At 70.4% G+C, this 12,358-nt stretch carries 12 protein-coding genes and 1 riboswitch; of the genes, 6 read left to right on the top strand and 6 right to left on the bottom strand.

Annotation, left to right across the window (positions count from 1 at the left end; translation table 11 throughout):
• Positions 1-122: 122 nt before the first annotated feature.
• The gene (locus tag OG521_04305; protein ID WUW26569.1) at positions 123-644 is read right to left on the bottom strand and encodes a DinB family protein; all 522 of its coding nucleotides are present in this window, start codon (positions 642-644) and stop codon (positions 123-125) included.
• A gap of 211 nt (positions 645-855) precedes the next feature.
• Between OG521_04305 and OG521_04300 the strand changes: the two genes are divergently transcribed.
• Positions 856-1,812 (top strand): MerR family transcriptional regulator, encoded by a 957-nt coding sequence (locus OG521_04300; GenBank protein ID WUW20047.1) that lies wholly within the window; start codon positions 856-858, stop codon positions 1,810-1,812.
• Between the two features lie 4 nt (positions 1,813-1,816).
• On the opposite strand, the gene OG521_04295 is transcribed toward OG521_04300, so the two are convergent.
• The 4 genes from OG521_04295 to OG521_04280 form a co-directional block, all read right to left on the bottom strand.
• A complete protein-coding gene (locus OG521_04295) occupies positions 1,817-2,455 on the bottom strand; it encodes a LysE family translocator (GenBank protein WUW20046.1) in 639 nt (212 codons plus the stop codon).
• Between the two features lie 194 nt (positions 2,456-2,649).
• Entirely contained in the window at positions 2,650-3,090 is a 441-nt protein-coding gene (locus OG521_04290) for a hypothetical protein (GenBank protein ID WUW20045.1), read from the bottom strand.
• 240 nt (positions 3,091-3,330) lie between these two features.
• On the bottom strand, positions 3,331-3,915 hold the full coding sequence (locus OG521_04285; GenBank protein WUW20044.1) for a DoxX family membrane protein: 585 nt from the start codon (positions 3,913-3,915) through the stop codon (positions 3,331-3,333).
• A gap of 225 nt (positions 3,916-4,140) precedes the next feature.
• A complete protein-coding gene (locus OG521_04280) occupies positions 4,141-5,145 on the bottom strand; it encodes a YdcF family protein (protein ID WUW20043.1) in 1,005 nt (334 codons plus the stop codon).
• A gap of 214 nt (positions 5,146-5,359) precedes the next feature.
• On the opposite strand from OG521_04280, the gene OG521_04275 reads away from it, so the two are divergent.
• The 3 genes from OG521_04275 to OG521_04265 all read left to right on the top strand — a co-directional run bounded on the left by OG521_04275 (position 5,360) and on the right by OG521_04265 (position 8,204).
• Positions 5,360-6,427, top strand: coding sequence for a glycoside hydrolase family 43 protein (locus tag OG521_04275; GenBank protein ID WUW20042.1), 1,068 nt, complete (start codon positions 5,360-5,362; stop codon positions 6,425-6,427).
• A 239-nt stretch (positions 6,428-6,666) separates the two neighbouring features.
• Complete coding sequence (locus tag OG521_04270) at positions 6,667-7,275, top strand: DUF6328 family protein (GenBank protein WUW20041.1); 609 nt, start codon at positions 6,667-6,669, stop codon at positions 7,273-7,275.
• A gap of 337 nt (positions 7,276-7,612) precedes the next feature.
• Positions 7,613-7,736: riboswitch (cobalamin riboswitch) on the top strand.
• Positions 7,737-7,835: 99 nt separating this feature from the next.
• Positions 7,836-8,204 (top strand): (2Fe-2S) ferredoxin domain-containing protein, encoded by a 369-nt coding sequence (locus OG521_04265; GenBank protein WUW26568.1) that lies wholly within the window; start codon positions 7,836-7,838, stop codon positions 8,202-8,204.
• Positions 8,205-8,321: 117 nt separating this feature from the next.
• On the opposite strand, the gene gndA is transcribed toward OG521_04265, so the two are convergent.
• A complete protein-coding gene (gene gndA / locus OG521_04260) occupies positions 8,322-9,761 on the bottom strand; it encodes an NADP-dependent phosphogluconate dehydrogenase (protein ID WUW20040.1) in 1,440 nt (479 codons plus the stop codon).
• A gap of 205 nt (positions 9,762-9,966) precedes the next feature.
• Between gndA and OG521_04255 the strand changes: the two genes are divergently transcribed.
• A complete protein-coding gene (locus tag OG521_04255; GenBank protein ID WUW20039.1) occupies positions 9,967-10,563 on the top strand; it encodes an HD domain-containing protein in 597 nt (198 codons plus the stop codon).
• A gap of 375 nt (positions 10,564-10,938) precedes the next feature.
• Positions 10,939-12,087, top strand: coding sequence for a DUF1996 domain-containing protein (locus OG521_04250; GenBank protein ID WUW20038.1), 1,149 nt, complete (start codon positions 10,939-10,941; stop codon positions 12,085-12,087).
• Positions 12,088-12,358: the final 271 nt, after the last annotated feature.

Raw genomic sequence — 12,358 nt, 5'->3', positions numbered from 1 at the left:
AGCCCGCCGCCGATGAGGACAGCGGGACCCGCTGCCACTTACCCACACCCGCGGTCCCGCCGCACCCCGGGTCACCCGGCCGGGCGACCGCCGCCCGGCCGGTCCTGGCCGGGCGGTCCCCCCTACTGGCCCACGCGTCCGTCGATCCGCTCGCGCAGGAAGTCGGCGTGCCCGTTGTGCCGGGCGTACTCCTCGATCATGTGGACCAGCACGACCCGCAGTTCCACGGGTTCGTCACCCCCCAGGGCGACGACGCCGAGATCGGGCGCCCCGGCCACGAACTCCTCCGCGAACGCGACTTCGCCCCGCCACCTGGCCCACGCCTCCGCGACGACCTCCGCATCCGGTACCGCCCCGTTGAAGTCGGCGTCACGGTCGGCGGCGGTGCGGTAGGCGCGCTCCACGTCCTGGCCGGCCATCACGCGACGGAACCAGTGCAGCTCCACGTCGGCCAGATGGCGCACCAGGCCCAGGAGCGACAGGGTGGACGGCTCCGAGGCCCGCCGCGCCAGAGCGGCCGCGTCGAGGCCGGCGCACTTCATCTCCAGGGTGAGCCTCTGATCGCGCAGGAAGCCGGCGAGCGTGTCCCGTTCGCCGCTGAAGTTCCCGTCGGCGCGCGGCTCGTCGTCGGGGTGGACGAACATGTTGGCCCAGCCGTACTGCCGGGTGACCGCGGTCCCGGAAGCGGGCTCCGGGGACGGGCTCGTGTGGGTGCCGGTGCGGGTGGTGTCTGACATGACCACGAGCATGAACGGTCGGGGTCCGGGAAGCCACTGACATTCGGTGGGGGACCAACAAGACCGCCCGGGCCGCCCGCTTGAGTCTCCCCCCGGGGGAGACGGAAGAGTGGGGCACATGAACGGCGACACACATCTCTCGATCGGTGAGCTTGCGCGGCGGACCGGACTCACGGTCAGGACCGTCCGCTCCTACTCGGACCGCGGGATCGTGCCGCCCGCCGGCCGCAACGCGGCCGGTTACCGACGCTACGGCCCCGAGGCCGTGGCCCGTCTGAATCTGGTGCGGACGCTGCGCTCGCTCGGCATCGGGCTGTCCACGATCCGTGGGGCGCTGGACCGGGACACCCCGCTGACAGACCTCGCGGCAGCGCACGCGGAGGCGCTCGCGGTGCAGATCCGGGTGCTGAGTGCGCGACGCGCCGTACTCATGGCGGCCGCCAGACGCGAATCGACCCCTGAGGAGATGGATCGCATGCACCGACTGGCCAGGCTCTCCGAGGACGAACGACAGGCACTGATCCGCGAGTTCCTGGACGAGGTGTTCAGCGACGCCGGGGCGGTGACACATCTGGCGGGTGTCGCGCGGTCGATGACGCCGCAACTGCCCGATGACCCCTCGGAGGAGGAGACGGAGGCGTGGATCGAACTGGCCGAACTGTCCCAGGACGCCGATTTCCGCGCCTGCATGCGGCGCACGACAGGGCACCACATGGCTGACCGGACGGAAGTGGCCCGCCGTGCGGGACGTGCCGCGGGGCTCCCCGTCCGTGATGCCGAAGCGGTGATCCACGGCCATGCCGCCCCGGCCCGCGCCGCGGGTGTCGACCCGGGGTCCGCGCAGGCCGGACCCGTGGTCGACGCGGTGACGGCCGCATACGCGCAACTCTGCGGACGTCCGGACGACGCCGCTCTCCGGCGGCGGCTGGCAGCCCGTCTCGACACGGTGAACGACCCGCGCAGGGAGCGGTATCTCCGCCTGCTCGCGGTGATCAACCGATGGCCCGCACCGGAGCCGCTGTCACCCGAACTGGACTGGTTCCGGATGGCGTTGCGTACCCGCACGGCAGCTTGATCCGTCACCCCATGGGCTGTGCGCGGTCGGTCAGGAGGGAGGCGCCGAAGCCGAGGAAGGCGACGCCGGTGACCTGTTCGAGGCGGCGGCGGAACGCCGGACGTCGGATGCGCTCGCCCAGTGCCGTGGCGGCACCGGAGAGGAGCCAGTACCAGGCAGCCAGCTCGATCACATCGATGGCGGTGAAGAGCAGCGTCGTGCCGAACATCTGCGCGCCATGCGGGACGAACTGCGGGATCAGGCTCATGTAGAACACGCCCGCCTTGGGATTGAGGAGATTCGTCCCCATTCCCCTGCGAAATGCCGCCATGCGGCCGGCCGGGCCGGTGGTCCGCTCGGACGGTTCGGGGCCGGCCGGCCTTCTGGAACGCCAGAGGGCCGTGGCCCCCAGATGGACGAGGTAGGCGGCGCCGCAGATGCGGAGCGTGTCGTACGCCAGGTGCGACGCGGTCAGCACCGCGGTCAGTCCGACGGCCGTCGCGATGCCCCAGCCGACGCATCCGGTGACGATGCCCAGGGCGGCGGCCAGGCCTTCTGGCCTGCCCTGGGCCACGGACGTCCGGACAACGAGCAGCGTGTCGGGACCGGGTGCCATGTTGATGAGCATGGCCACACCGGCGAAGGCCGGTGCGGCGGTGATCAAGGGGTGCGTTTGGGGTCTCCCGGGGGACGGTCCGGAGGCGGAGACGTGGTGCCGGATCAGCCCGCGTCGACCTCCGACAGGTCCCTGCCCCGCAACGTGTGGAAGGAACCCTCGCGGTCGACGCGGTGGTAGTCCGGCAAGTGCCCTGATGCCGCGCCCGGCCGGCCGGGCTGCCGACCTCCCCGGCCCGTGGATCAGTAGCCCTGGCCGACCAGGAAGGAGTCGAAGTCGAGGGAGAGGGAACGCGCTTCGGCCGCGTGACCCTCGTCGTCCCCGTCGACGAGGACGAGAACGCAGATGTCCTGCCCGGTTCTCGCGACCCACATGACGCGGTTCCCGTCGCGCAGGAGCGCCAGGTCGAGTTCGGTCCCTGTCACCGCGTCCGCGATCCGGTCCAGTTCCTCACGGTGCCACACCACCCCGGCGAGCCGGAGCGTCGGAGAGCGGCCGGCCTCTTCGCCGGCCGTCCACAGCGCCGCCATCTCAGCCCGGTCCGGAACGTCGGCCGTGCCGGATTCCGGCTGCGGGTCTCCCTGTCCGGCGGCGCCGCCGAAGAACTGCCGGCCGTCCTCGCCCTGGCGGCCCGCAGTGGCGAAGAACCCCGATTCGGCCGAGAAGGCCGCCACCGCACGCACGGCAGGGTGGCTCCCACCCAGGGCGAAACGGGTGCTGAGTACGTCTTCCCATTGCTCGGTCACAGGAGGCATCGCTGGTGGCCTTTCGACGTGATGATGGTTCACGGACCCGCAAGGGTCTCCTCGGGGCGGTGACGCTCGGCCTCACGCCCCTCCGACTGGACATCTCTTGCCCGCGAACGCGCTGATCAGACGTATGACCGGGAGGTAAGTGCACGCATCGGGGGGACCCGACGCGTGCTACCGGTGCGGCAGCTTCGCGCGTGCGGAACCGGCGGCGGAGTGCATGGCCCGCCCCGTACCGCTCGCGGCCGCCGAGGCGCCGGAGCCGACCGTGCCGATCGCCGCGTGCACGTGTCCGCCCGCCTTCGCCGTCGCGCGGTGGGCCTTCTTCCGGCCGCGCGCGGTCACGGTGCGAGCACGGTAGGCCGCCGACGGTTTGCCGTGGGTGTCGGCCGCGCTGAGCAGCAGGGCGCCGAACAGGCCGATGCGCTGGACGAATTCGAGGAGCTGGTCCTTCCGCAGGTCCGGGTCCTCCTCCTTCCACCACGCGTGCTCGGCGAGGGTGGCCGGCACGAGGCCGGCGGCCAGGACGAGGGAGGCGGTACGAGGGAGACGCCCCAGCGCGAGCAGTCCGCCCGCACCGATCTGCACCGCGGCGTTGAGCCTCACGACGTGCGGAGGATCGTCGATACGGGCCCCGAGGCGCCGTGCCCATGACTCGGCGCCCGTCGCGAGGGGGAGCGGTTTGCGCAGCGCACGCACCCCCTCGATGACGAACGGGGTGGCCAGCAACGGGCGGGAGATTCTTCTCAGGACAGCCATGGATCCCCGTCTGCCCCTGGAAGCAGCCGTCACACGCGGCCGCCGCCCTGCCCGGTGGAGTCTTCTCCTGCTCCTCCCGCACCCGTCATCCGGGCGGTCTCGACAGGGGACGACGGTTCGTGAGCGGCCGTCACGGGGGAGGCCGCGCCGGGACAGGCGCTCGTCCGAGCAACCGCCGTCATGCGCTCGCGGGCGCCTTGCTCCAGGACACTCGGCAGGCCCTGATCAGCTGAGCAGCCAGATGCATGCACCGCCCAGGACGAGGAGCAGGCAGATGGCCAGGTTGGTGCGCCAGTACGTCAGGAAGATGGCGACGAACTCACGGATCATCGCGCTGGGCCAGAAGTACGCGGCAGTGGGCGAACCGACGACGTGGCCCCTGACCCCCGTCCGGCGGGCCGTCACCGCGGCGCGGAAGACGTGGTAGTTGTTCGTGACCACGAGACACCGGTAGTCGGGATTGGCCTTCTCCATGATCGACTTGCTGTACCGCAGATTCTCCTCGGTCGTCGTCGAGCGGTCCTCGCGTTCGATCAGGGCGGCCGGGAATCCGCGCTCGATCAGGTACTCGGCCATCGCGTGTGACTCCGGCAGCTTTTCGTCGGGCCCCTGGCCGCCGGAGGCGAGCAGTACGGGCTGCCTGCCGCGAGCCGTCAGCTTCGTGTGCACGGTCCGGGCCCGATCCAGTCGGCCGGCCAGCAGCGGCGACACCGTGGTGCCGTTGATGAGACCGGCTCCGAGCACCACCACGTAGTCGGCCCTGCGGTGGAAGTGGAGGCGGCCGTAGAGGAATGCGTAGACGACGAAGCAGACGAACAGGAAGGCGATGTAGCCGGCCAGGGCGAGCACGGTGCCTGTCACCACCACCAGCGTGTCGTTCTTCAGGATCAGCGCGGTGATCATCAGTGCGAGAAGGCCCACCAGGGCAAGGCCTGTGAGCAGGGACAGGAGGTTGGCGGGGCTTCTGCCCTCCTTGCGGACCATCGTCACGCCGTTGGAGATCAGGAACCAGGACAGGATGGCGACGCCCAGCGCCACGAGGACGAGGAGCACGATGCCGATCTCCCGCCCCGTGGCGGGCTGCGATCGGGCGAGCCCGGCGAGCCAGGCGGTCGCGGCGAAGGTGAGCGACAGTCCCAGAAGGACGGCGTTGCTGAAACGCCGGCGTTCGCGGAGTGTGCCGACACAGAAGACGACGAAGATCAGGAACGCCGGGACGTAGGCCAACATGCGCACATGCTAGGCGGAGGGCCGAGAGCGCCCTTGAGGAGGCCGGATCATCGACGCGGAGGGGCGCGGAGGGTCCGGGGCCGGAGGCGGGCGATGCGTACGAACGATTGACATGCTCAGGGCAAATTGGAATGCTGCGAGGGCGCTCGTCCAACGATGTAAACGCTGCCGCCGACTCGTGCGTCGCAGCGGAGGCCGACCTTGGAACGGGACCATGAAACTCACTCGCCATCTTTCCCGCGCCGCCGTCCTGGCGTTGTCCGGCGTGCTCGCCGTCGTCATGTCCTTGTCGTCCGCGGAGCAGGCGCGGGCGGAACAGACCATCAGGGCGGCCGACCCGAGCGTGATCCGGGTCGGCACCACCTACATATCGGTGCAGTCGGCCGGTGGCGGCATCGCCGTGCGGCAGGCGTCCTCGACGGCCGCGCTTGCATCCGCGCCCGCCCGGCAGGTGTGGTCGGACACGGCCGGACACGGTGAGGTCTGGGCTCCGGAGATCGTCACGGACGGCGACCGCTACTACATCTACTTCTCGGCCGGCCGGGGCGCGGCCCACCGGATGTACGTCATCAGCTCGGCGAACCCGGACAGCGGCTACACCGGGGAGAGCCAACTGGCCCTGCCGGACGGCAAGTGGGCCATCGACGGGACCCTGTTCACCTTCGGCGGGCAGCGCTGGTTCGTCTGGTCCGGCTGGGCCGGTGACACCAACGTCGAGCAGAACCTCTACATCGCACGCATGAGCAGTCCCACCGCACCGACCGGCGCACGCCACGTCATCTCGCAGCCGCGGGAGAGCTGGGAACGGGTGGTGGGCAACCCGTTCATCAACGAGGCCCCCGAGGCCATCAAGGACCCGAACGGGCAGTTGCACATCGTGTACTCCGCCAACGGCAGCTGGAGCGACCAGTACTGCCTGGCCGACCTGCGCCTGCGCCCCGGGGGCGACCCGACGTACGTATGGGACTGGTACAAGTCCAACGGCTGCCTGTTCGGCTCGAACCGGGCGACGATGATGTCCGGCTGGGATCCGACGCTGTACGTCAACGGGCCCGGCCACCACAGCTTCGTCCTGCTCAACGGCGACATCGGCACCAGCCCGCCCGCCGGCCCCCGATTCCCCTCGATGTTCCACGCGGTGCCGAAGGGGACGCCTTACGCGTGGGAGAACCGGTACTGGTACACCGGCACGTTCGCCTGGTGGGGCAACACCACCTACAGCCGCGCGAATGTCCCCGGCCCGACCACCGACACGGGCTGGAGCCTCAAGTTCTTCGAGTAGAGCGGCGGGGGCCCGTGGAACCGGAGCGGGCCGGTGTCCTCCCGGAAGCGGCTGATGGGCGCGCGCCGCGCGAGCGGAGGAGCGTGCGTCTCCGAGGCAACGGGAGTCAGGACGAACAGCGCTGAGCCCGGACCGTGGGGGAACGGTCCGAGCTCAGCCGGCTGTCGGGCCGGGTGCCGTGGATGCAGTGCGTAGGCATGTCCAACAAGGGCACATGAGTTCCAATGGGAGGAGGCATCATGAAGCCATTGGACTCTGCGCCCCTGGACACGAAGGGCGGCAGACCCGTCGAGCGCGGTGCGTCCGCGCCCGCGGCGGAAGGCGTGAGCCGGGAGAGGACGCACCCGCCGGCCGATGAGAACGCGGGGAACCCGAAGGGGATCGAGGAAGAGGATCCCAGGGAGCGGGTCAACCGCCGCTGGAACGAGATTCTGCAGGAGACGAGGGTCGCACAGACCGGTATCCAGATCCTCTTCGGCTTCCTGCTCAGCGTCGCGTTCACGCAGAGATTCGAAAGGCTGGGTGACTTCGACCACCGTGTCTACGTCATCACTGTCGTCCTCGGTGCCGCCGCCATCGGAGCACTCATAGCGCCCGTCGCGCTGCACCGGTTCCTTTCCGGCTCCCGGATGAAGGACGAAGTGGTGGCCGTCGCAGGCCGGTTCATGGTGTGCGGCATGGTCCTGCTCGCACTGACCATCGGCTGCACGCTCCTTCTCCTGCTGCACACCGTACTCACCGACCTTCTGGCGGAGATACTCGTCGGCGCCGTCATGGCGTGGTTCGCAGGGGCCTGGTTCGTACTCCCGCTCATCCTCAAGATGCGCTCGGGGCGCCGCGACGACTGAGCGACCGGGAAGCGGCTGCGGGGCTGCGGTCCGAGCCGGGCGGGGGAGGGGGACCGACGATCCCCGTCCTGTGCCGGCGCTTGAATCATTCGCGCTCCGGCTTGATCCTTCCCCCACCCACCCGGATCAAGAACGCAGGTCACGGGCCCTGGTTGGAGCAGCCCCGCCCCGCAAGGGTGAGTGAAGCGAGCGGTGGCTCGCGGACTCGGAAGGGAGCAACACACCGACGTATGCCGGCGGCCGGACGGGCGGCCCAGCCTGCCGTGCGGTGCGCACGAGCGTGACCAGGGGCGTCTGCCGAATGCGATGATGGCCGACGACAGGGCGACTGCGGTCCGAGGAAGCCGGTGTGAATCCGGCGCGGTCCCGCCACTGTGATCGGCGAGCGGATCCCGGAAACTCCACTGCCCCACGCGGGTGGGAAGGACGGGGCGAGCTCCGACCCGAGAGCCAGGAAACTCACGCGGTCGCCTCCTCGACGGACACCGGGGCGGATCTCCCCGGAGAGAGGGCGGTTCGGCGTGCCCGAAAGGCCGAACGAAGGAACCTCCGACGACGCCGTGGCGGCGCGGACGGTGGCCGACCCGATACCGTGCCGGATCGTCGTGTGCCGCGACTGCTGTTGCGGCAGCGCAAAGGTGACCGGAATCGATCACGCAGCGCAGACGGCGCGACTGCGCTCCGAGGCACCCGTACGTGTTTCCGCCTGCCTCGACGTGTGCGACCAGGCAAACGTCATCGTGGTGCAACCCTCCGCCGTGGGCCGGGCCGCCGGTGCCAGGCCGGTATGGCTGGGTCTGGTCAACGACCCGGAAGCCACCGAGGACATCGCGGCCTGGGTACGCGCCGGCGGCCCCGGTGTCGCCCCGCAGCCGGAGATCCTCGACCTGTACGCCTGCCCGCCGCCGCGACGGCGGGCGACCTTCTAGGCTCGCCTCGTCCGCCCACACCGGGACACCGGGCCGCGGCGCAGTTCGGGTCTCCTCAGCCCCCTCGCGAACCCCGAGCGGACCACCGACCGCCACCGGGCGGTTCCCCGGTACCGGTCAGCTTTCGACCTCGCTGCCGTCGCCGCCCCAGAGGGTGTGGAAGGTGCCCTCGCGGTCGGTGCGGTGGTAGGTGTGTGCGCCGAAGTAGTCGCGCTGGCCCTGGGTGAGCGCGGCAGGGAGGCGTTCGGCGCGCAGGGAGTCGTAGTAGGCGAGGGTGGCGGCGAAGGCGGGCGTGGGGACGCCCTGGGTGACGGCGGTGGCGATCACGGCGCGCCAGTCGTCCTGCGCGGCGGCGATCTCCTGGGCGAAGCTCTTGTCGGAGAGGAGACTCGGCATGTCGGGCTGCGCCTCGTAGGCGCTGGTGATGCGGTCCAGGAAGGCTGCCCGGATGATGCATCCGCCGCGCCAGATCGCGGCGACCTTGCCGAGGTCGATGTTCCAGTCGTACTGCTCGCTGCCGGCCGCGATCTCGTGGAAGCCCTGGGTGTAGGCGACGATCTTCGACGCGTACAGTGCCTGCTCGACCTGGTCGGCGAACGCCGCCGCCTCGTCCCCGTCGAGCTCGCGGACTGCCGGTCCGGCGAGATGGCGTGAGGCGTCCCGGAGGGCGGCGTGGCCGGAGACCGAGCGGGCGAAGACGGCCTCGGCGATGCCGGAGACGGGAACGCCCAGGTCGAGAGCGATCTGTACGGTCCAGCGGCCGGTGCCCTTCTGCTCCGCCCGGTCCTGCACGATGTCGACGAACGGCTTGCCGGTGGCGGCGTCGGTGTGGGACAGGACCTCGGCCGTGATCTCGATCAGATACGAGTCGAGGCGGCCCGTGTTCCAGTCGCGGAACGTCTCCGAGATCTTCGCGGGGGAGTATCCCGCGACCGTACGCAGCAGGTCGTAGGCCTCCGCGATGAGCTGCATGTCGGCGTACTCGATGCCGTTGTGCACCATCTTCACGAAGTGACCGGCGCCGTCCGGCCCGATGTGTGTGGTGCAGGGTGCGCCGTCCTGCGCCTTCGCCGCGATCTTCTGCAGCATCGGCCCCAGTGACTCGTACGATTCGGCGGAACCGCCCGGCATGATGCTCGGCCCGTTCAGCGCCCCCTCCTCACCGCCCGAGATGCCCGCGCCGACGAAGTGGATGCCGCGCTCGCGCAGGTCCTTCTCGCGGCGCCGGGTGTCCTCGAAGTGGGCGTTGCCGCCGTCGATGATCACATCGCCGTCGTCCAGCAACGCGGCGAACTCCTGGATCACCGCGTCCGTGGGCTCGCCCGCCTTCACCATGACGACCAGGCGCCGCGGCCGTTCCAGCGCGGCGACGAACTCCTCCGGGGTGTGCGCGGCCACGAAGGTTCCCTCGTCGCCGAACTCCTCCACCAGTGCGTCGGTCTTCGCGGCCGTGCGGTTGTGCACCGCGACCGTGTAGCCGTTGCGGGCGAAGTTGCGGGCCAGGTTGCGGCCCATCACCGCGAGTCCGGTGACGCCGATCTGCGCAGTGGCGCTCATCTGTCTGCTCCTGCTGTCTGTCGGGGAGGCGGGGGAGACCGGGCCGCCGGAGGCCTGGGGGCGGCGGCGGGCCCGAGGTGCTGCGCTGTCCAGTATGGATACGAGGACGGGGGACGGCCTGTTCAGCGCCGGGGCCGGACGGCTGACAGCCCGCCCCGGCACGGCGGGCGCCCGTACTCACGGCGGGCGCCCGTACTCTGTCGTGATGCCGGACCCCGACGCGCTGTCACGCGCCCTGGACGACGAGGGCACCCCACCGCTCAGGCCGCTCCCGCAGGACGCCGCGGACCTGCTGCGGGAGCTGTCCGCGCCACCGCGGCTCGCGGCGCACCTGCGTCTCGTCCACGATGTCGCCGTGCAGCTGGCCGACTGGGTGGTGCTCCACTGCCCCGGCCTGCCCTTCGACCGCGAGGCCGTGCTGTTCGGGGCGGCCACCCACGACGTGGGCAAGGTCCTGCACCCCGCCGAGCTCACCGGACCCGGGTCCGCGCACGAGGAGGCCGGGCGGGACCTCCTGCTGTCCCGCGGTTTCGCCCCGGCCCTGGCCCGCTTCGCCGGCACCCACGCCTCCTGGACCGACCCCGGTGCGGGTTTCGAGGACGTGCTCGTCAGTACCGCCGACAAGATCTGGAAGAACAAACGCGTCACCGCACTGGAGGACCTGGTCGTCACCCGTCTGGTCCGCGCGAGCGGCAGGGAGCGGTGGGAGGAGTTCCTCGCGCTCGACGAGATCCTCGGCAGGATCGGTGACGGGGCCGACCGGCGCCTCACCCACCAGGCGTCCTTCCCCGTATACGCCTGACGGCGCCACCCGCAGGGGATCGGCGTCGCCCGCCGGACAGGGGCCGGGCGCGACCGCACGTCAGGCCCGGCCCGGACGCCGCCGCACCGCCTTCCGCATCCGAACGCCAACCGGACGCACCCGGCCGTAGTTCACCAACTCTTGACACTCCCTCAGCGACGGCGCAACACTGACCACACTTCGGAGAGCGCTCTCCCGTCGGAACCCGGGCCCCGGCCCGGGCTCGATCGGAATTCGCTCCCGGCGCGCGGCCGCACCGGCACCAGGCCGGTACCGGCAGTACCGACACCTGATCCGCACCTGCACCATCCAGCACCACTCTTTCCCCGCGCCGCACACCCGATGGGTGCGGCGCAGAGCGGCATGGAGGTCCGCATGGAGACAAGACCGGCAAGACCCTCACCGGAACGACCCCGTCCGAGAGCGCGGCGCAGCACGAGGCTCGTATCGATCCTGGCGGGTGTGGCGTCCCTGGCCCTGGTGGCCATGGGATTCAACGCGATCACGGATGCCGGCCGCGCCGACGCGGCACCCCGCGCGGCGGAACGCCCCGCAGCGGCGACCCATGCGATGCAGGGCCACGTGATGGCCGCGGCCGCGCCGGTGGCCTTCGGGGACGACCCGGACGGCGACGGCTACATCCCCGCCGTCCCGCCGGTCACCGGCGTCCAGCCGTCCGCGGAACTGCCCCCGCACCGCTACTTCCACGAGTTCCAGGCGAACTGCTCGGTCAACCACACCGCCCCGGACGACCCGATCGTCTTCCCCGGTCAGGCCGGTAAGTCCCACAACCACACGTTCATGGGCAACGACACCACGAACGCCAACAGCACCACGGCGTCCCTCGGCGCGGGCGGCACCGCATGCAAGGCGCCCGGTGACCTGTCCGCGTACTGGATGCCGACCCTCTACAACGGCGACAAGGAGGTCCGCCCCGTCGGGCCGCAGACCATCTACTACAAGGCGGGAGTCACCGACTACACCAGCGTGCGGCCCTTCCCGAAGGGGCTGCGGTTCGTCGTCGGCAGTCCGATGCAGACGGCCGAGCAGTTCCGTGACCACCCGGGCATGGTCGAGGGCTGGGAGTGCCAGAACCAGTACCACAACGTCGACTTCCCGGCGTACTGCCCGACCGACCGCGATGTCCAGCTCAACATCCGTATGCAGGCCCCCAGTTGCTGGGACGGCCTGCACCTCGACACCCCCGACCACCAGGCACACATGGCCTATCCGAAGGCTCAGGGCGCCAACCAGAACGTCTGCCCGGCCTCCCACCCCGTCGCCCTGCCGATGATCGAGTTCAAGATGGCCTGGCCGGTCAACGGCGACATGTCGAAGGTGAGGCTGGCCAGCGGCACCGGTCACAGCTTCCACTACGACTTCTTCAACGCCTGGGACGACGCCACGCTCGACGCCCTGGTCGACCACTGCATCATCGGTGGCCTCCAGTGCGACGCCCGCGGCTACGACCAGACGAACGCGGACCGCGGCGCCGCGCTCGACGAGAACTACGAACTTCCCTGATCCAGATCCAGAATCCAGATCCAGAATCCAGAATCCAGATCCAGGATCCGGGTTCAGGATCCGGGTTCGGAGATCCAGATCCTGAACCCGGCCCTGACCGGACCGGACCGTGATTCGATCCTGGATCACCCCGGATCGCTCTTCTCGGTGGCCGCCTGACGTCCACCGAGGAGAGCGCTCTCCGTGCGCCTACGTGTCGTCCCCGGCCCGTCATCGCACCTCCTGACTGCCCGCGCCGTCCCACTCCCCGCTGTCGGCGCGGTGCACAAGC

It is taken from the genome of Streptomyces sp. NBC_01463 (genome assembly GCA_036227345.1).
Lineage (GTDB): Bacteria > Actinomycetota > Actinomycetes > Streptomycetales > Streptomycetaceae > Streptomyces.
Note: the sequence above shows the minus strand (reverse complement) of the source record. Positions and strands in the feature narration are given on the sequence as shown.